This window comes from Flavobacterium nitrogenifigens (assembly GCF_003254565.1).
Classification (GTDB): domain Bacteria; phylum Bacteroidota; class Bacteroidia; order Flavobacteriales; family Flavobacteriaceae; genus Flavobacterium; species Flavobacterium nitrogenifigens.
In genome coordinates, this window is sequence record NZ_QJRI01000177.1 from 130,785 (window position 1) to 150,731 (window position 19,947).

16 protein-coding genes are annotated in these 19,947 nt (G+C 34.2%); 8 read left to right on the top strand and 8 right to left on the bottom strand.

Annotated features, from left to right (window positions below; translation table 11 throughout):
* The 3 genes from DM397_RS15075 to DM397_RS15085 are packed head-to-tail and all read left to right on the top strand — an operon-like array spanning window position 1 to window position 3,759.
* Window positions 1-1,191, top strand: coding sequence for an AGE family epimerase/isomerase (locus DM397_RS15075; RefSeq protein WP_111378330.1), 1,191 nt, complete (start codon window positions 1-3; stop codon window positions 1,189-1,191).
* A gap of 3 nt (window positions 1,192-1,194) precedes the next feature.
* Window positions 1,195-2,427: a glycoside hydrolase family 26 protein gene (locus DM397_RS15080; protein WP_111378331.1), complete on the top strand. Its 1,233-nt coding sequence runs from the start codon at window positions 1,195-1,197 to the stop codon at window positions 2,425-2,427.
* A 45-nt stretch (window positions 2,428-2,472) separates the two neighbouring features.
* The gene (locus DM397_RS15085; RefSeq protein ID WP_111378332.1) at window positions 2,473-3,759 is read left to right on the top strand and encodes a glycoside hydrolase 5 family protein; all 1,287 of its coding nucleotides are present in this window, start codon (window positions 2,473-2,475) and stop codon (window positions 3,757-3,759) included.
* Between the two features lie 76 nt (window positions 3,760-3,835).
* Here DM397_RS15085 and mgrA read toward each other — a convergent pair whose 3' ends face one another.
* The 5 genes from mgrA to DM397_RS15110 form a co-directional block, all read right to left on the bottom strand.
* A complete protein-coding gene (gene mgrA, locus DM397_RS15090) occupies window positions 3,836-4,792 on the bottom strand; it encodes an L-glyceraldehyde 3-phosphate reductase (RefSeq protein ID WP_111378333.1) in 957 nt (318 codons plus the stop codon).
* A gap of 171 nt (window positions 4,793-4,963) precedes the next feature.
* Window positions 4,964-5,530, bottom strand: a complete 567-nt coding sequence (locus tag DM397_RS15095; RefSeq protein ID WP_111378334.1) for an HdeD family acid-resistance protein — start codon at window positions 5,528-5,530, stop codon at window positions 4,964-4,966.
* A 390-nt stretch (window positions 5,531-5,920) separates the two neighbouring features.
* Entirely contained in the window at window positions 5,921-8,218 is a 2,298-nt protein-coding gene (bglX, locus tag DM397_RS15100) for a beta-glucosidase BglX (RefSeq protein WP_111378335.1), read from the bottom strand.
* A 376-nt stretch (window positions 8,219-8,594) separates the two neighbouring features.
* Window positions 8,595-9,974: a sialate O-acetylesterase gene (locus DM397_RS15105; RefSeq protein WP_111378336.1), complete on the bottom strand. Its 1,380-nt coding sequence runs from the start codon at window positions 9,972-9,974 to the stop codon at window positions 8,595-8,597.
* The gene (locus tag DM397_RS15110; RefSeq protein ID WP_111378337.1) at window positions 9,964-11,058 is read right to left on the bottom strand and encodes an SGNH/GDSL hydrolase family protein; all 1,095 of its coding nucleotides are present in this window, start codon (window positions 11,056-11,058) and stop codon (window positions 9,964-9,966) included. Before DM397_RS15110 ends, DM397_RS15105 begins: the two co-directional genes overlap by 11 nt.
* Window positions 11,059-11,262: 204 nt before the next feature.
* Between DM397_RS15110 and DM397_RS15115 the strand changes: the two genes are divergently transcribed.
* On the top strand, window positions 11,263-11,766 hold the full coding sequence (locus DM397_RS15115) for a C40 family peptidase (RefSeq protein WP_111378338.1): 504 nt from the start codon (window positions 11,263-11,265) through the stop codon (window positions 11,764-11,766).
* A 150-nt stretch (window positions 11,767-11,916) separates the two neighbouring features.
* On the opposite strand, the gene DM397_RS15120 is transcribed toward DM397_RS15115, so the two are convergent.
* Together DM397_RS15120 and DM397_RS15125 are read right to left on the bottom strand one after the other, a co-directional pair.
* Window positions 11,917-13,494 carry a L,D-transpeptidase family protein gene (locus DM397_RS15120; RefSeq protein WP_111378339.1) on the bottom strand — a complete coding sequence of 526 codons (1,578 nt, stop codon included), beginning with the start codon at window positions 13,492-13,494 and terminating at the stop codon, window positions 11,917-11,919.
* Between the two features lie 168 nt (window positions 13,495-13,662).
* Window positions 13,663-14,079, bottom strand: a complete 417-nt coding sequence (locus tag DM397_RS15125; RefSeq protein WP_111378340.1) for a DUF1573 domain-containing protein — start codon at window positions 14,077-14,079, stop codon at window positions 13,663-13,665.
* A 165-nt stretch (window positions 14,080-14,244) separates the two neighbouring features.
* On the opposite strand from DM397_RS15125, the gene DM397_RS15130 reads away from it, so the two are divergent.
* The 4 genes from DM397_RS15130 (at window position 14,245) to DM397_RS15145 (ending at window position 17,659) form a co-directional block, all read left to right on the top strand.
* The gene (locus DM397_RS15130; protein ID WP_111378341.1) at window positions 14,245-15,510 is read left to right on the top strand and encodes a sensor histidine kinase; all 1,266 of its coding nucleotides are present in this window, start codon (window positions 14,245-14,247) and stop codon (window positions 15,508-15,510) included.
* Complete coding sequence (locus tag DM397_RS15135; RefSeq protein WP_111378342.1) at window positions 15,507-16,193, top strand: response regulator transcription factor; 687 nt, start codon at window positions 15,507-15,509, stop codon at window positions 16,191-16,193. Before DM397_RS15130 ends, DM397_RS15135 begins: the two co-directional genes overlap by 4 nt.
* 84 nt (window positions 16,194-16,277) lie before the next feature.
* A complete protein-coding gene (locus tag DM397_RS15140) occupies window positions 16,278-17,042 on the top strand; it encodes an MBL fold metallo-hydrolase (protein ID WP_111378343.1) in 765 nt (254 codons plus the stop codon).
* 86 nt (window positions 17,043-17,128) lie between these two features.
* A complete protein-coding gene (locus DM397_RS15145; protein ID WP_111378344.1) occupies window positions 17,129-17,659 on the top strand; it encodes a hypothetical protein in 531 nt (176 codons plus the stop codon).
* A gap of 13 nt (window positions 17,660-17,672) precedes the next feature.
* Here DM397_RS15145 and DM397_RS15150 read toward each other — a convergent pair whose 3' ends face one another.
* Window positions 17,673-19,871 carry a B12-binding domain-containing radical SAM protein gene (locus DM397_RS15150; protein WP_111378345.1) on the bottom strand — a complete coding sequence of 733 codons (2,199 nt, stop codon included), beginning with the start codon at window positions 19,869-19,871 and terminating at the stop codon, window positions 17,673-17,675.
* Window positions 19,872-19,947 lie beyond the last annotated feature (76 nt).

Genomic DNA, 19,947 nt, shown 5'->3' on the forward strand with positions numbered 1-19,947 from the left:
GTGTCATTACAACTTAAGCTTTTAAAATCAGAACTAACCACAGAACTAGATTCCATTCTTAAATATTGGTCAGAATGTACTATTGATGATCAAAATGGCGGTTTTGTAGGCCAAATTGATTTTAACGATCACATAATTGCTAAAGCAGAAAAAGGTTCGGTTCTTAATGCCCGAATTCTTTGGACGTTTTCTGCCAGTTACAAAACCACAAAAAACGAAAACCACAAAAAACTGGCCGAAAGGGCATTTGAGTTTCTTGCAGCTTATTTTTATGACACACAGTTTGGAGGTCTTTTTTGGAGTATAAATGAGGATAAAACTCCAAAAGACACCAAAAATCAGATTTATGCTTTAGCTTTTGCTATTTATGGATTATCTGAATATTATTCCATTTCAGATGACGAAAAAGCTTTAGAAATAGCTAAGAATTTGTATCAAAAAATTCAGGAACATAGTTATGATCCTATAAACAAAGGTTATTTTGAAGCTTTCACAAGAGACTGGCAGCCCATTGAAGATCTGCGTTTGAGCGCAAAAGACGCCAACGAAAAGAAAACTATGAATACGCATCTTCACATTATTGAAGGTTATGCGAATCTATACAAGGTTTGGAAAGATGAAAAACTGCTTGCAACTATCATCGAATTACTAGAAACCATCGAAAAATATTTTATCAATACCGAAACGGGACATTTGCGCTTGTTTTTTGATGAAAACTGGAAAGAAAAACCAGATGTTATTTCGTACGGACATGATATTGAAGCAGCTTGGCTTTTGCAGCAATGCGCCGAAATTTCAGGAAATGAAACCCTGATTGCCAATTATAAAAAACATGCCATTCAAATTGCTGAAGTAACCAAAGAAGGTTTAGATGCTGATGGCGGTTTATGGTACGAATTTGATCCTGAAAAAGAAAAATTAATTGCCGAAAAGCACTGGTGGCCACAAGCCGAAGCTTTAATTGGTTTTTATAATGCTTATCAATTGACTGGAAAAGAAGAATATCTAGATATCGTTTACAGAAATTGGAAATTTATTAAAAAACACATCATAGATTCACAAAACGGCGAATGGTTTTGGGGAGTTTACAGCGATTATTCTGTAATGCAAAAAGACAAAGCTGGATTCTGGAAATGTCCTTATCACAACGGCAGAGCCTGTTTAGAACTTATTAACCGAATTAAAGCTTAAAAATTGAAAACAACATTTCTTAAAATAGCATTTCTCAGCTGTTCGATTTTAACTATCATAAGCTGCTCATCCGATAAAGAAGAAGATTCAGTCGGCATAATAATAGACCATCCTATGCAGGACGATCCTTTAACTACATCGAATACCGCTAATTATATGGTTGATGCAAATGCTTCAAAAGAAACTGTTGCTTTATTTTACAATTTAAAAAGACTATCTAGAACCAAAACTGCGATTGGCCAGCAGGATGCTTTTAACAGTTTCTATCAGGATGCAGGCGGAGAATCAGACATTAAAAAAAATACTGGATATGACCCTGCCATTCTGGGTTCAGATTTTATGTTTATTACCGATAAAAACAATAACGAACAAGCTGATAACTGGTTCTATCAACAGGAACAAAAAATTATTGCCGATACAAAAAATGCTTACGCAAAAGGTATGATCAATACTTTCTGCTGGCATTTGAGAGAACCTTTTAAAGAAGAATCTTTTTATGCGGCAGATATGTCAGCTGAAGAAAAAGCTGTGGCTTTCAAAAGTATTTTGCCTGGCGGGGCCAACAACGAATGGTATAAGAAAAAATTAGACAAAATTGCCAGTGTTGTTTCCAGTTTAAAAGGGGCAAACGGCGAATTGATTCCGATAATTTTCAGACCTTTTCACGAATTTGACGGAAGCTGGTTTTGGTGGGGAGCTGATTTTTGCACCGCCGATGAATACAAAAAAGCATATCAATTTACAGTTGATTATTTAAAAAACGTAAAAGGTGTTCACAACATTTTATATGCTTTTTCTCCTGACAACTCTTATACAACCGAAGCGAATTATTTAAGCCAATATCCAGGCGACAAATATGTTGATATTATTGGAACGGACAATTATGGAGATTTCAACAACCAGGGACAAACCGGAGCTGACAAAGCAAATTCAAAACTTAAAATACTTTCTGATTACGCTAAAGCAAAAGTAAAAATCGCAGCCTTGACTGAAACAGGTTATCGCGTAACAAACACAACTCCGGCAATTGCAAATTGGTTTTCGACTTTATTATACAGTGCATTAACAAAAAATGATATTGAGATAAGTTACATGATGTTTTGGAATAATAATACAGATGGCTATTATACTCCGAATAATACCGCATCTAACGCTGTAGATTTTAAAACTTACAGTTCAAAAACAAGATCAGCTTTGGTAAATTCTCTTCCAAAGATGTATGAAATGCCAAAATGAAAATACTCAAAACCTGTCGGGTTTTACTCCTAAAAAAAACAGACCATGAAAAACAAACTTCTTAAAACCTTTAGCTTTTCTATAATTTTTTCCATACTTGCTTGTCAGGCACAGGAAAAAATTACCGTAAAAGGAAATGAATTCTTTAAAGGCGATAAACCTTATGCTTATATTGGAACCAATTATTGGTACGGAAGCATGCTCGCTTCTAAAAAAATAGGTGATCGCAAAAGGCTTTTGCGTGAACTGGATTTAATGAAAAAAAACGGAATCGATAATTTGCGTATTTTAGTTGGCGCAGATGGAGGCAAATACGATTTTACAGTTCGTCCTGCCTTGCAATACGAACAAGGGAAATACGACGAAGATTTATTGGACGGATTGGATTTTCTGATTAGCGAAATGGGCAAACGTAATATGTATGCCGTTTTGTATCTAACCAACAACTGGGAATGGTCGGGTGGAATGTCGCAATATTTAGAATGGAACGGCAAAGGTCCAGTTCCGGTTCCGAATATTCCGCCGAATACTTGGCCACAGTTTATGTCTTATACAGAACAGTTTCACAGCTGCGAACCTTGTATGAAAGCTTTAAACAATCATGTGAAGTTTATAATTGGCAGAACAAATGCCTATTCTAAAAAGAAATACAACGAAGACAACACGATTATGTCGTGGCAGGTTGGAAATGAACCTAGACTTTTTACGGTAGAAAATGAAGCAAAATTCACGAAATGGCTCAATAATATTGTGGATTTGATTGATAGTTTAGACAAAAACCATTTGGTTTCTACAGGCTCTGAAGGAAAAAATAGTTCGAACGACAGTATGGAAATCTTCGAAAGAACACATCAAAATCCAAATATTGATTATTTAACCATGCATATCTGGCCTAAAAACTGGAATTGGTTTAAAGCTGATAATCCTGAAGCTACAATACCTGCAACAATTGAAAACGCTGGTAAATATATTGATGATCACATTAAAGTTGCTAACAATCTGAAAAGACCTATTATCATTGAAGAATTTGGGCTTCCGAGAGAAAACGAAAATTTAAATGCTGGAGCATCTTCTGTTTACAGAGATAAATTTTACAGCTATATTTTCGGTAGAGTCGCTGAAAGCGTTAAAAATAATGGCCCGTTAAGAGCTGCCAATTTCTGGGGTTATGGCGGTGAAGGAAAAGCAATTCATCCGGACGGAAAATGGAATCCCGGAGAACCTTTCACAACAGATCCACCACAAGAACCACAAGGGTTAAATTCTGTTTTTAATGGAGATAAATCGACATTAGAAATTGTAAAAGATTATAATTTGAAATTGAAAAAATAAAATAAGAAACTAATCTTTACTAGATTTTCAAACCCTACAGATTTTTAAAACCTGTCGGGTTTAGTTATAATAAAAATTATGCTAATATTTTTTCAATTGCATTCAATTCATCCTGCGAAAATTCAGTGTTTTGAAGACAATCAATATTATTACACAATTGTTTTACAGAGCTCGCTCCGATTAAAACAGAAGTAATTCGTTTGTCTTTCTGCAACCAAGCCAAAGCCATTTGCGCCAAAGACTGATTTCTATTTTGAGCAATTTCATTCAGCTGAATTAATTTCTGAATTCTTTCCTGCGTAACCTCATCTTCTCTCAAATGTCCGTTTGGATTATGTGCTCTCGAATTTTCCGGAATTCCGTTTAAATATTTATCCGTTAAAAGTCCTTGTGCCAAAGGCGAAAAAGCGATACACCCTACTCCTTTTTCTTCTAGAACATCCAATAAACCATTTTCAACCCAACGTTCCAACATGGAATATTTTGCTTGATGAATCAAACATGGTGTTCCCAATTGTTTCAAAACATCAACCGCAACTCTGGTTTGCTCAGCAGAATAATTACTGATTCCAACATACAACGCTTTTCCGCTTCTAACAGCGTGATCCAAAGCCATCATCGTTTCCTCAATCGGCGTTTCTGGATCAGGACGATGTGAGTAAAAAATATCGACATAATCAATACTCATTCGCTTTAAACTTTGATCCAAACTAGATAAAAGATATTTACGTGAACCCCAATCTCCATAAGGCCCTTTCCACATCGTATAACCCGCTTTAGTAGAAATTACGATTTCATCACGCAGATTTCCCTGAAAATTATGCCATAAGATTTTACCAAAATTTTCCTCGGCAGAACCTGGAACTGGTCCGTAATTATTCGCTAGATCAAAGTGCGTAATTCCTTTATCAAAAGCTTCAATAGCAATGCTTTCGGCATTTTCGAAATTATCAACCGAACCAAAGTTGTGCCATAATCCTAAAGAAATTTCAGGCAGTAATAAACCGCTTTTTCCACATCTGTTATATTTCATTGTAGTAATTTATAAATTGGAGTTTTAATAGATTTTAAAGGTAAAAAAAACTCCAGCAGATTTAACAGATTTAGGAGATAAAAAATCTACCGAATCTGCTAAATCTGCGGGAGAAAATTAAAATCTAATTCTTTTTTAATTTATTAAACGCTAAAGAACAAACTATATTCTTTATTCTAAATCATGTAGTCTTTTCAGTTTGAAAGAAAAATAAATATAGAAAATACCGCTTGCGATGAAAGCAAAAGCAGTCCAATATACTATTGAAAGTCCTGCAAAAACAGGATTCCATAATAACAGAAATGAGAATAACAGTCCCAAAATCCCTAATCCTAAAAGATTTTTCCAATCTGGAACCGAATAGCTTTTTAAATTAAAAGCCATAAAAATAGCCATTACAGAACGAAATAAAATAGCCAATCCAACATAGAGTGGCAAAAGTGTTACCGAAACCAACGGATTAGCAATTAATACTATTCCAACACCCAAACCTATAATTCCTGATACTAGCGTCCAGCCCCAATTGTCTATTTTTTTTCTGTTTGAAAGTGCAAAAATAATTTCAAAAATTCCGCTAACCAGAAACGACACACTAAATAAAAATGCTAGTGTTAAATAAGCTTTTACTGGTGTGGCAAAAGACCAAAATCCGATGATTACAAAAAGTATTCCCACTAATAACGGAATGTACCAATAATCAATTGCTGCTTTCACTTTTTTAAATAAAGAATGTTCCATAATACTATTTTAAAATCTTGCCTACTCTATAAAGTTTTCAGCTTACCTTGAATTGCCAATAAAAATATTTTTAATTGGCTGTCTATCAAAGATAAGACAAAAGCGTAAACAAAAACAGCTTTTCTATAATAAAATACTGACATATAAACACTTAACAAATCAATAGCGTCCAGCTTTAGCTGGATGAAAACATAATCACAATTAAAAGGGCTTTAGCCAAACTTTATAGGTTTGGCTAAAGCCCTTTTCTTATTCAAATCTTATTCCCCTAGCTAAAGCTAGGGGCTATTCAAAAAAAACTTTGCGACTCTACTCCCGATAGCTATCGGGATTACGAGATTAAAAAACTCTGAACCTTTGTTACTTTGCTTCTTTGCACCTCAAAAAACCTTATTCCTTTATCTCAAAACCACTTTGCAAACCTTTATCAGAGCTTCCTCCAACCATGATTTTAAAAGTTCCGGCTTCAACCAAATAATTTCCTTCATTATCATAAAAACCAAGTTCCTTATCAGTTAAAGTAAAGTTTATTGTTTTTGTTTCTCCTTTTTTCAAATTAACCAATTCAAAACCTTTCAATTCTTTTATTGGACGAACGATACTTGCAAATTCATCATGAATGTATAATTGAACCACTTCTTTTCCATCATAATTTCCAGAGTTCGTAACCTCAACGCTCACTTGAACCTTTTCTCCTTTTTGAAAAGAAGTTTTATTCAACTTCAAGTTTTTATAATCGAAAGTTGTATAACTCAATCCGAAACCGAACGGAAATTGAGGCGTTTTCTCTACATCCATATAATGCGACCAGAAAACATTTTTATCGCTGTCAATTGGTCGTCCTGTACTGTATTTGTTGTAATAAATTGGCACTTGACCTACGTTTCTAGGAAACGACATTGGCAATTTTCCACTCGGATTATAATCTCCGTATAAAACCTGAGCAATCGCATTTCCTGCTTGCGTTCCTAAATGCCAAGCTTCTACAATTGCAGGAACATTTTCTGCTGCCCAAGGAATGCTCAACGGACGTCCATTATTTAAAACCAAAACCACATTTGGATTTACCTTGTAAATTTCTTCTAATAATTCTTGCTGTAAACCTGGCAAGTTCAAATCAGTTCTGCTTCTTCCCTCACCGCTTTGGAAACCGTATTCTCCCAAAACCATTACTACAACATCGGCATTTTTTGCTGCTTTTTTGGCAGCTTCAAATTCGCTTTTGTCTGTTGTATTGAAAACCGTTTCCGTTAAAAAAGTGGCTTTTTGTTTCAACAAATCGACGCCTTTTTCAAAAACCAATTGATTGTCTTTGTATTGTTGCATTCCTTCTAAAACCGAAACTGCAGTATCATCAGAAGCTGCAATTCTCCAACTTCCCAACGGACTATTTTTATCATTTGCCAAAGCGCCAATCAAAGCAATTTTCTGTCCAGATTTCTTTAGCGGAAGCAGACTCTTTTCGTTCTTTAATAAAACGATCGATTTCTTCGCCATATCCAAAACACCTTCATTATTGGCTTTACTTCCAACGACTTCTTTTTCGCGTTTTTCATCACAATATCTGTACGGATCATCAAATAATCCTAATTCAAACTTCACGCGAAGAATTCGGCGAACGGCATCATCAACCAAAGATTCTTTTATTTTTCCAGACTTAACCAAATCAACTAGTTTTGCCACATACAAATACGATTCCATATCCATATCAGAGCCTGCGATTACCGCTTTTGCAGTTGCATCGGCTTCGTCTTTTGCGTAACCGTGCGCAATCATTTCGCGAATCGAAGCGTAATCAGAAATCACAAATCCGTCAAACTTCCATTTTCCCTTTAAAATATCTCTTTGCAAAAAGGCATTTCCAGTTGCCGGAACACCATTCAACGTATTAAATGAATTCATAAACGTACGAACTCCTGCCTCAACAGTCGCTTCAAAAGGAGGCAAAACCGAATTATACAATTTCGAATTACTGATATCTACAATATTATATTCTAATCCCGCTTCAACATAACCGTAAGCGGCAAAGTGTTTCGCGCAAGCCGCGATCGTATTTACTTTAGCTAAATCACCAACAGTTTCACCCTGAAAACCTTTCACACGAGCATAGCCAATTTTACTTCCCAAATACGGATCTTCTCCCGCTCCTTCCATTACACGTCCCCAGCGCGCATCATTTGCTACATCGACATTTGGCCCGAATGTCCAGTTAATTCCAGACGCCGAAGCTTCATCAGCCGCAATCGCCGCCGACTTCTTAATCGCTTCCAAATCCCAACTTGCCGCTTCTGCCAACGGAATTGGACTTAACGTTTTATAGCCATGTATCACATCAAAACCAATAATTAACGGAATTCCCAAACGAGTTTCTTCAACCGCAATTTTTTGTACTGCACGAACCTCTTTCACGCCGCGAACCGTAAGCATCGAACCGACTAATCCTTTTCTTAAATGTTCGTATTTTAATTCAGCTGTTCCACCTTTTGGCGCTGGTCCCGTAACATCCCAAAAACCATTATATTGATTCATCTGTCCTACTTTTTCCTCAAGCGTCATTAGCGGTAAAAGCAAGTCTATACGCTGCTCAACAGTTTTATTCTTATCCAGATACGGCTTTTTTTGTGCATTCATATTTCCAACAGTAAACAGAGCAAAAACTCCAATAATTAGTATTCTTTTATTTTTCATTGTGGTTTAGTTAGTTCTTTTTAAGTTGCTAAGGTTCTAAGATACTGAGATCCTAAGTTTCTTTTTTTTTGCGTGTCCCGCCGAAAAAGGCGGGTCGGGCTTTCGGCTTTATCTTTTGTTCCGTTTCTCTCCACAAAAGGATACCGCCTCTATCCCTCACGCAAATCGGTTTCAAAAGGGCGTTTTTGGTTATCTTGTCATCCTGAGGAACGAAGGATCACACTAGAAACTCCACACAGAACTTTGCCAATCTTTGTCGAATCCCGAGTGTGATCCTTCGTACCTCAGGATGACAAACTTTACAGGGCTCCTACTTCGTTCAGCCTGACAAAGCAGATCAATAATCTAAAATCTTGCTTCTTGCTTCTTTATAGACTCACTCAGAAACAAAACAAGAAGCGGGCAAATTCGCTTTATTAAACAAATCTGACTGAATCGTATTTCCCCATGCAAACCTCACTTTTGATGGAGAAACCACTTTTTTACTTATCACAATCACTTCGTTATTTTTAATTGAAGCTTCGGCAGGATAGAAAACTCCGTCTGCTCCCGCAACTTCAAATTGATTCGATTTTTTGTCTTTAAAATACAATCCGTCTCCGTAGTCAAAAGAAACGGTTACTTTATTTTTATCAATTTTAATGGATTTAAAAAGTGGTCCATTAACTAAATTCGTGTTGGTTTTATAAGTTTCAACCAAAGCTAAATTTGCCAAACGAATTCCAACTGATTTTTTATTTTTGGGATGAATATCAATTGTATCCGAAATATCACTAATCACAACCATTCCTGTTTTCGGAACTTCTTTCAATAATTTTCTCTGAGAATCTCTAACTGTTACATTAGAAAAATTATTCTTTCCAGTTTTAAACGGTGCAATCTGAACATAGTAAAACGGAAATTCGTCTTTCCATTCTTTTCTCCAAGATGCAATTAAAGCGCCCAGAGTTTTATCATAAACTAGAGAACCAACATTAGATTCGCCTTGATACCAAAGTGTTCCTGCGATTTTAAATCCGATAATTGGATAAATCATCGCGTTGTAAGCTCTTCCAGGCTGTCTTGGTCCGTATTCTTGTTCGTTAAGTTTTTTAGCATTTTCTAGTAAAACAGAATCGTTATTTACAACTTCTGCCGGCATCCAGATTTCAGCAGGAGTTCCGCCCCAATTAGAAGAAATTAATCCGATGGGAACATTTTTTAAATCTTCGCGAAGACGTTTCGCAAAAAAATAACCAATGGCACTAAAATATTTCATGGTTTCGGGAGTCGATTCAGTCCAATTTCCCAGTAAATTATTCTGCGGATTTTCAGCCGTCAATTTTGGAACAGTGAAAAATCTAATATTTGGATTTGTAGCATTTTTCATTTCTTCTTCGCCATCGTCAATTCCCCAGCTTACCGACATTTCCATGTTAGATTGTCCAGAACAAAGCCAAACTTCTCCAATCAAAATATTCTTTAAAACCACTTCATTATAACCTTTTATAAAAATAGTAAAAGGCCCTCCCGCTTCTGGAGTTTTAATTGTCAATTCCCACTTTGCCTGATTATTGGCAACGGTTTTATATTCCTGATTGTTCCAGCTCGAAACCAATTTGATTTCTTCTTTTGGATTGGCCCAACCCCAAATTTTCACTTCAGAATTGCGCTGTAAAACCATATTATCACCAAAAATATTCGGAAGCGAAACGTTTGCCATCATAGTACTGGAAATCAATAAAAAGAAAACAAACTTATAGATATTATTTTTCATTTAGCAGTTTCTTTAAAAATGGTGCATATTCATTTGCCAAAACTTTGTGATCAGCAACATCTGGATGTCCCGTACATCCGTTGGGAGTCATTGGTTTGAATTTAAAAATCTGAATAAGTTTGTGTGTTTTATCATTCGCGAAAGCGTTTTTAACTTTATTCAAACAATCTTCAAAAACAATAGCTCTGTCTCCGCCTACCATTGGACTATTTGTAATTACAATCTGCACTTTCGGATTATGTTCATAAAGCATTTTTATAAAATTGATGTAATTCGAAATATATTTTTCAGGATTAAACGGAAGACGCTCTTTTTTACCATCTCCACCAGAAAAGTCATTTGTTCCCAAAGCAATGCTGATAATATCTGGCTGAAAAGCAAAATCGTATTTCGGTTTCGAAGCATCTTTCGTTAGATATAAATTAGGATAAACGTCTGGCATTATCGCTTCTTCTTTGTGCTCGCCATTCCAATTTCTATACATTCCGATTCCCGAAACACAGCTCATTAAATAATCAACATCAATTTCACGAGAAAGCGTTGGACCATAAGCATAATAACCATTATGATGATCCATATATTCGCCTTTATCACAAGGAACGTCCGACGGATCGCTTGCCGCGCCACAGGTAATAGAATCACCAATGAATTCGATTTTCTTTTTCTTTTTAAATGAAATCGGAATTAGTTTTGCCGTTGTTCCAGCAAACAAAATATTACCGCTTTGGGCTTCTGTATTTTTATAGATTTCTAAATGATGTTCTTTTTTATGGGAAGTTACTTTTATTGGAAAGGACTGAACTGCTCCTTTTTCAATTCTGATTTTCCCAATATATTTTCCGTCTAAAACCAATTGGACATAATTATGATGATCTTCAACGCTTTGAAGAGAAACTGAACACTCAGTTCCCAAAAAATTAAACGAAACCGAAGAAGCTGTTCCAATTAAAATAACCTGATCATTTTGAAGTTTATCAATTCGACCTTCATATAAAAAGGTTTTACTTGAATTTTGAGTTTGTGAATTCGAAATCGCCGAAATCAGCAAAAACGAAATTAAAACAGCTATTTTTTTGGGAAACATAGTTTATTTGTTAAAATATAAATACGATTCACAAATATATTGGAAAGAGAATATCGAAAAAGATACTAAAATGTCAAAAAGTAATAAAAAAACACCACACAAACCCATCATTCGGGCAATTACGTGTGTTAATTCTTACTTTTACAAGAACAACCCACAATTTAGATTTATCTTTGCCGTTTTACACTTTTACAATCAGCAAAAATGAAAGCCCTAAGTTTAATTTCTTTATTGTTTTTTATCACTCTTTCTTCTTTCAATTTAAAAAAGGAAAAAAAACAAATTCAAAACAATCCAACTCAAACCGAAATAAATCGTGATTCTATTATTACTTACGCCAAACAATATTTAGGAACTCCTTATGTATACGCCAGCAGTAATCCGAAAAAAGGATTTGACTGTTCGGGTTTTGTGAGTTATGTTTTTAAAAATTATGGTATAAGTTTACCTAGAAGTTCTGCAGAATATAAAAAGTTGGGAAAAACTCTAAAACCGGAAGATTTTAAGGTTGGTGATATTATTGTATTTTATGGTTATAAAAACAAAACCGCTATTGGTCATTTGGGAATCATTTGCGAAGCCAACGGAATGCAGTCAAAATTTATTCATGCTTCTTCAGGAAAAGCACAGCAGGTAACGGTAACAGCTCTTGACACAGAACACTATACCAAACGCTTTTATAAATGTGTTGATGTTTTATCGGAATAGTTTCTGTTAGCCACGAATTCACGAATTAACTTTTTTGCCACAGATTAAAAAGATTAACACAGGTTTTTATAATCATTTTTAATCCTTCTAATCTGTGGCTTTATTTTTTTTTATGCCAATTGAATAGATTCGGTTTTGGAATTTAAGTTTTTATTCTTCCGTCAATAATTTGATCATACTTTCATCTCTTCCATAAATATCTTTATAGAAATTTAAATTGCCTTGTCGATCTACCCAAGCGGTAAAATATCCGATATAAACTGGGACTTTTTTCTTAAGCGTGTACCAGCTTTCTTTTCCGGCATGCATAGCTTTATCAATTCTTTCAGGATTCCATTGCGGATCGACTTTTAACAATTCAATTGCCAATTCACGAGGTTTTGCGACGCGCACACAACCGTGGCTAAAAGCTCGGCTTTCTCTTTCAAACAAACTTTTTGATGGCGTGTCATGCAGATAAATATTGCTTGAATTCGGAAATAAAAACTTAACCAGACCAAGTGAATTATTTTTCCCAGGAAGCTGACGAACGGCTCCATTATTCCATTCTAGATTTTTCTTTTGCAGATAGTTTTTATCCTTTGCCATTCCAGGTTTTATCTCCGATTTGATAATACTCGGCGGCACATTCCAATACGGACTGAAAACAATATTGCTCATCATTCCGCTAAAAATAACGGTTTTCGTCATTGCTCTTCCTACAACAACCGGTGATATAAAAGCAATTTTACCATCTTCGACTATATACAATCTAAACTCAGGAATATTAACTTCTATATACTTCTGCCCTTTTTCTAATTCTGGATCTATCCATCGGCAGCGCTCCATATTGACAATAATCGTTTTGATACGATCTGAAACAGGAATATTCAAATCGTTTATATGTTCCAGAAGAATCGTGTTCTTTGCAGTATAACCGTGACGCAATTCGTAGTTTTTCATGGCTTTGATTAAAGTCGTATCACAAATAGCGCTTTTATTGTCCTCTTGAATGTCTTTGGTAACAAAAAGCCTTTCTCTTATTTGTGCTACAACAGCAGACGAATCCCCTACTTTCAGGCTTTTATAGTCTTCACCTGTTTCAATAGTTTTCCAGCCACCGTTTTTCTCAATTTCGCGATATTCTTTAAGAGCATCGCGAAGTTTGTAATACTGGCTGAACATCTTTCTTTTTTTATCATCCAAAATGGTTGATTTTTTAAAGATAGAATCTGAAAACACTTGATAATTCAGTTTTTTACGAGGCAAAAGCCATTCTAAAGAAACTACTGTTTTTTCGTCAAAACCGCCTACCTTTTCACCATAATAGTAATATAAATTAGAGAGCAGAAGATCGGTATCTTCTTTTGAAAGTTTGGTGTTTGCATTATTATCAAAAACAGAATTTAATTGCTCATTATACGGATAATTGGCTTTTAAGCCTTCTTGATCCATATTTTTATATTGATTGAAAAGTGTATTGGCAAATTCGACAATTCCTTTGTTGTCCTGCCACAATTGAGTCGACTTATTTTTTTGATATAAAGAAATTACATCATTTTTAAACTTGTCCAATTTCGGATAATTTTCGTAAAACTTAGCAATGCGAATGCTGTCGATAGTAAGTTTTAATTCAGGAACTTTTTCAACCGTTTTTATCGAGTTTTCCTCTTTTTTATCAGCTTTCGAATTACACGAAAAAACAGCGAAAAAAACAGTAGCAATAATAGGCGTATACCAGATTTTCATAACTCAAAATTTTTGATTAAAAGTAGAAAAAATTCTATTAAAACCAAGAACTCAGCAATAAATCTTAAGCCTTATTTTTTTGAAGTTTAAGTGGTTAATAAAATAAAAGCTCCAAACAATTTGCATGTCTGGAGCTTTCGCCATATAACCAACCTATTAAAATTCTAATTAAATAACAGTACCTTTTAAAGTAAGTACTTTTGGTGTTGTTTCTGCGCTAGTAGTAACTGTTACTGTTTTTGTAAAAGCACCTTTGTTTGCAGCATTGTAAGTTGCAGTAACTTTTCCAGATTTACCAGCCTGAATTGGCTCTTTTGTGTAATCTGTTGCTGTACATCCACAAGATCCTTGAACGTTTGTAATCACTACAGCTGTTTTTCCTGTATTTTTAAATTCGTAAACAATTGCTTTTGGAGTTCCCTGCGGAATTTGCCCAACATCAATTGTTTCTGCTTTCCAAGCAATTGTAGAACCTGCAGTTGCTGAAACTTCAGTTTCTGAAACTAAAGATTGTACTGGAGCAATTGCTGAAAAAGACATTAGGCCTAAAGCCAAAGCTAACATCGAAATTTTGATCATTTTCATAACTGATATATTTAAAATGGTTTATAGTTCATTTTTGATATTACAAAGGTAATTCAGACAAATTCAAGTCGCTGTTAACTGGTTTCAAACGTTTGTTAATGACTTGTTAACCGCCTATTTTTAGGCCAAAATTGATTAATATTACACTCTAAAAATTCTTTATTCTTGAAAATTAATAAACTCAACAGCATCATTGTCTTAGGATTAGTGGCTATCATTAGTATTTTGGTAGCACAATTGCTATGGACAAAAGAGGCTTTTACAATTGAACAAAAAAAGCTGAGCCAGAAAGCGCATATTGCTTTGCTGGAAGTAGCTAAAAAATTATACGAAGGAACCAATCACGAATTGCCGGTTCAGAATCCGGTTCAGAAAATTGCAAACGATTATTATATCGTAAATGTGGATAATGAATTTGAACCTGATATTTTAGAATTTTATCTGAAAACGGAATTCAAAAAAATGAATATTACCACCGATTTCGAATACGCGATGTACAATTGCCAAAGCGACGAAATGATTTATGGTGATTATATTTCGCTTTATAAGAAAAAAGCAGAATGTAAAAAGACTGTTTATTTCCCCAAACATAAAAATCTGGTTTATTATTTTGCTGTTCGTTTTCCAAATGAAACAACCTATTTATTTAGTTCGATGCGTTTTTGGTTTATTCTTTCTACGGCATTAATTCTGATTTTGTTGATTTATGTTTACTCGATTTTTACTCTTTTACAACATAAAAAATATTCAGAATTGCAGCGTGATTTCATTAATAATATGACGCATGAATTTAAAACGCCACTAGCTTCTATTCTGATTGCATCAAAATATCTTATTGAGCAAAAGCCAATTAAAGAAGATAAAAAACTGTTTACTTATACCGACATTATTATCAATCAAGGAAATAAGCTAAATAGTCATATTGAAAAAATTCTAAATATTGCAAAGTCTGATTATGCACCTTTAGAACTTAAAAAAGAGACTATTTTAATGGTTCCAATTATTGAAGAAGCAATAGAAAACATCAAATTAAAATATCCTGAAGCTTCGATTACAATTGAAACTATTTCAAGAGAATATTTACTAGAAACAGATACTTTTCATTTTGCTAATTTAGTTTACAATTTACTGGATAATGCAATTAAATATTGTAATGAAAAGCCCGAAGTTAGAATAAAGATCATCGAAAATAATAACTGCCTAAAATTGGAGTTTATTGATAATGGAATTGGAATTAATCCTAAGAAAATATCTTTTATCTTTGATAAGTTTTACCGCGTTCAAAACGAAAAAAGCAATGAAGTGAACGGATTTGGACTTGGTTTATATTACGTAAAAGAAATCTGCAGCCTGCAAAACTGGAAAATAAAAGCCGAAAATAATCAAGAAAAAGGTATCACCATAACATTATCAATTCCTTACAAAAAATGAGAAATTTCAAAATATTATATGCCGAAGATGATGAAACTCTAGCGTTTTTAACCAAAGATAATTTGGAGCAAAACCATTATGAAGTAATTCATTGTTCTGATGGAAAATCGGCACTGAAAATTTTCGAGGAAGAAGAATTTGATATTTGCATTTTTGATATTATGATGCCAAAAATGGACGGTTTTGAACTTGCCGAAGCCGTTCGAAAAATTGATGTTGAAGTTCCGATTATTTTTCTTTCGGCTAAAACTTTAAAGGAGGATCGCATTAAAGGGCTTCGTTTAGGTGCTGATGATTATTTGGTAAAACCTTTTAGTATTGAAGAATTATTGCTGAAAATTGAAATTTTCTTGAAGCGTTCTCAGAAAAATATTCCGACTGCAAAAACAATTTATGAAGTTGGCAAATATCAGTTTGACACCAAAAACTTTATTCTTTTTAACAATGAAGAAAAAGTCGGATTAACACAGCGCGAAGCAGAATTATTGAAGCTTTTCTTGGATCACAAAAACTCTGTTTTAAAACGCGAACAAATCTTAACCTCTTTATGGGGAACAGACGACTACTTTATGGGAAGAAGTTTGGATGTTTTTATTTCGCGTTTACGTAAAATCTTGGCAAATGAAGAAGGCATTTCAATAGAAAACCTTCATGGAATTGGATTTAGGTTTTCTATTGGGTAAATCACAATTCTGTTAAAAATAAAGAAAAATCTGTAAGCAGTTTTTAGAAAAACTTTGTATTTTTAATATCTAATTTTCTTGGATATGAAATTACATCATTTGCGAAATGCCTCTTTGGTAATTGAAACAGAAAAGCATGTCATTTTAGTTGACCCAATGTTAGGTAAAAGAAAAACAATTCCGCCTTTTACTATTTTCAGATACAAACCCAAACGAAATCCGCTGGTGGCTTTGCCAAAAAACAGCCGCGATATCTTAAGTCGTGTAACGCATTGTTTGATTACGCATTTACACCCGGATCATATTGACAAAGCAGGTGAAGTTTTTTTAAGAAGAAAAAGCATTCCTGTTATTTGTAGCTCAAAGGATGAAAAAGCACTTGTACAACGAGGACTTAGCGTAATTCAAACTTTGGAATATTGGGATCCTCAAAAATTTCTAGACGGAAAAATTACAGGAATTCCAGCCATTCATGGCTACGGATTTGTTGCTAAATTAATGGGAAATGTAATGGGTTTTCTTATCGAATTGGCAGATCAAAAATCAATTTACATTAGCTCTGACACTATTTTTACAGAACATGTAGAAAAAGTCCTAACGCAGCTTAAACCCGACATTTCTATTGTGGCCTGCGGAACTGCAAGATTAGATTTTGGACAGCCATTATTAATGCGAATGGATGATATTTTGAAATTCGTCACACTTGCTCCAGGTAAAGTTCTTGCCAATCATTTAGAAGCTTTAAATCATTGTCCTACGACAAGATTACAATTAAGAACTGCGCTCGCTGATCATGGTCTTTTGAGTAAAACTTCTATTCCTAATGATGGTGAATGCATAGAGTATTAACTAAAAAACAACTCTTTTTTTTGTGTGCTTTTATTTCTTATTCTCTCGTAAATAGTATATTTGGCTCGCTAACCAAATCAAAATAAATGACCGATTTTTTAAGAAAAATACACTTAGTTAAAGACATTTCTATACAATTACCAGTTTCAAAAATCGATTTTATTCAGAAATTCAGAAGTCATGTTGATGAATCTGATTTAAGTTTTGTTCCTTTTGAAGTTTTTCAATCCAGCAAAAATGAGTACAAAGGCAATATTTCTAATAATTATTTTGAATTAAAGAAACGAAGAAAATTATTTGACACTAACTATTCATTTGCAAAAGTAACAGCCCATTTTAGTGAAGATAGTAACCGTTTAAACATTGAAGCTGAAATTAATGGCTTTAGGAAAAGAATGCTTTTATTTGCAGGACCTATGGTTCTATTTTATTCGATATTTATTATCACTTCTCTTTTTCTTACCAGCAATAATTCTGCTTCCTTTTTTGTTTTGCCTTTCCTTCTATTTCATATGTCTATAATGTTAGGAATTCCTTATTTCATTATCAGAAGAAGTGTAAAAAGAATGATTTATGATTTAGAAAGAGATTTTCATTATTGGGTAACCAAAAATTAATTTAGAAATTTAATTATAAAACCAATAATCCAAACTCACGCAAAGTATTTACTGGTTTAGAATACCAAAACAATTCGAAATCTTCCAATTCGGTTTCAAAATCATTTTTAACTTCTTGAAAAGTATAACCTTTAGAACCTGAAACGGCTATTTTTGATAAAATTGAAAGTAGCCACTCGCCTTCTTCTTTACTTGTTTGAATATCGAAACTTTCTTTTTTATCATGAAAAGTGAGCGACATCATTTCCCAGCTTTTTCCTTTTTTAGATTTTGTAAAAATTTCTGCAGTAGGTTTTCCTCCAATCCAAACCACTTTTGCATTTGGTTTTGTATTGAAATCGTTTTGTTCTTCTAATGCATTAAAAATAAAATCGGGATGGATTTTGGTTTTCGGAATTTTAAAATCAAACCAATCCTGAAGTTCGTAATCAAAACAGATTCCGTGCATGAAATTAAAAAGCGATTTCTTTAATCCGAAACTGAATTTGTCATGATTGATTCCCGTTGCATCTGTATATTCAATATCATTATTAGCAAAAGTTCCAATCGCTTCTGTTTTTTTGGTCACGCCAAATTGTTCCGGATACAGTCCAACCGGACTATGTGCTGTTAAAGCAAACTGATGCCAAAATCCCGACTGCAAAACTCCCGCTTCAAATAATTGACGAACCATTTCAAGACTATCAACCGTTTCTTGAATGGTTTGCGTTGGATATCCGTACATCAAATACGCATGAACCATTATCCCCGCTTCGGTGAAATTTCGGGTTACTTTTGCAACTTGTTCTACAGTAACTCCTTTGTCAATTAATTTCAATAATCGATCTGAGGCTACTTCCAAACCGCCTGAAACCGCAATACAGCCAGAAGCTTTTAGCAGCAAACATAAATCTTTAGAAAAACTTTTTTCAAAACGAATATTGGTCCACCATGTTACAGCGAGTTTTCTTTTTAGAATTTCAAGAGCCAAAGCACGCATTAAAGCGGGCGGAGCGGCTTCATCAACAAAGTGAAATCCGTTTTGACCTGTTTTCTCTATTAGTTCTTCGATTCTGTCACATAAAAGACTTGCGGCAACAGGTTCATAAACTTTTATATAATCTAAAGAAATATCACAGAAAGTGCATTTTCCCCAATAACAGCCATGTGCCATTGTGAGCTTATTCCAACGTCCATCGCTCCACATTCTATGCATAGGATTTACAATTTCAATAACCGAAATATATTTATCCAAAGGCAAATCTGAGTAATCTGGAGTTCCAACCTGAGATTGTTTATAATCGTGTTTTAGAGAATTGTTTTTATAAACAACTTCTCCGTTTTCTAATAAAAAAGTTCTTTTAAAAGAATCGGAATCTGGATTTTCTAAATGAAAAATTAATTCTTCGATTGGGACTTCTCCATCATCTAAAGTAATGAAATCGAAAAACTCAAAAACACGTTTATCAGAAAGCGAACGTAATTCTGTATTTGGGAAACCGCCACCCATCGAAATCTTAATTTCAGGATGATTTTGTTTTACCCATTGTGCGCAACGAAACGCGCTATATAAATTTCCTGGAAATGGTACAGAAATTAAAAATAAAGTTGGTTTTACAGCTTCTATTTTAGCTTTCAAAAGCGAAATCAAAATCGAGTCAATATAAGTTGGCTCTTGTTGAAGCGCTTCGTATAATTCGTCAAAAGAATTGGCACTTCTACCTAAACGTTCAGCATATCGGCTGAAGCCAAAATTTTCATCAACACATTCGACAATAAAATCTGAAATATCTTCTAGATATAAAGTCGCTAAATGTTTGGCTTTGTCTTGAGTTCCCATTGAGCCAAAAGCCCAATCCAATTCTTCCAATTGTGCAAAACGAGAAGCTTCTGGCAAAAAATCTTCCTGACAAATCTGCAAAGCCAACGTTGGATTTTTTCCTTGCAAAAACTGAATTACAGGATCAATCGTTTTGATATATTCGTCTTGTAAAGCAAAAATACGTTTCGAGTTCTCTGAGATTTCAGAACCTGAAACTTGAAACTCTGAAACTTGAAACAAACTTTCTAATCCTTTTTTCGAAAACAATTCCAAAATCACATCAATACCCAAATCAGCCTGAACCGATTCGATATTTTTAGTGTTTAGAAAACCTTTTATATACGCCGTTGCCGGATACGGTGTATTCAGTTGGGTAAAAGGCGGTGTAATTACAAAAAGTTTCGTTTTCAAAAGGGAATTATTTTTTTTGCAAAAATACGGGATATTAAGGACTTTTTGAGGAAAAGATTTTGTTAGTCGCCGTTTT

Coding starts and splice junctions, on each gene's coding strand:
- DM397_RS15125 (WP_111378340.1), bottom strand. CDS start 14,079: ATGAAAATGATCAAAATTTCGATGTTAGCTTTGGCTTTAGGCCTAATG.
- DM397_RS15095 (WP_111378334.1), bottom strand. CDS start 5,530: ATGGAACATTCTTTATTTAAAAAAGTGAAAGCAGCAATTGATTATTGG.
- DM397_RS15110 (WP_111378337.1), bottom strand. CDS start 11,058: ATGTTTCCCAAAAAAATAGCTGTTTTAATTTCGTTTTTGCTGATTTCG.
- DM397_RS15135 (WP_111378342.1), top strand. CDS start 15,507: ATGAGAAATTTCAAAATATTATATGCCGAAGATGATGAAACTCTAGCG.
- DM397_RS15145 (WP_111378344.1), top strand. CDS start 17,129: ATGACCGATTTTTTAAGAAAAATACACTTAGTTAAAGACATTTCTATA.
- mgrA (WP_111378333.1), bottom strand. CDS start 4,792: ATGAAATATAACAGATGTGGAAAAAGCGGTTTATTACTGCCTGAAATT.
- DM397_RS15085 (WP_111378332.1), top strand. CDS start 2,473: ATGAAAAACAAACTTCTTAAAACCTTTAGCTTTTCTATAATTTTTTCC.
- DM397_RS15115 (WP_111378338.1), top strand. CDS start 11,263: ATGAAAGCCCTAAGTTTAATTTCTTTATTGTTTTTTATCACTCTTTCT.
- DM397_RS15105 (WP_111378336.1), bottom strand. CDS start 9,974: ATGAAAAATAATATCTATAAGTTTGTTTTCTTTTTATTGATTTCCAGT.
- DM397_RS15140 (WP_111378343.1), top strand. CDS start 16,278: ATGAAATTACATCATTTGCGAAATGCCTCTTTGGTAATTGAAACAGAA.
- bglX (WP_111378335.1), bottom strand. CDS start 8,218: ATGAAAAATAAAAGAATACTAATTATTGGAGTTTTTGCTCTGTTTACT.
- DM397_RS15120 (WP_111378339.1), bottom strand. CDS start 13,494: ATGAAAATCTGGTATACGCCTATTATTGCTACTGTTTTTTTCGCTGTT.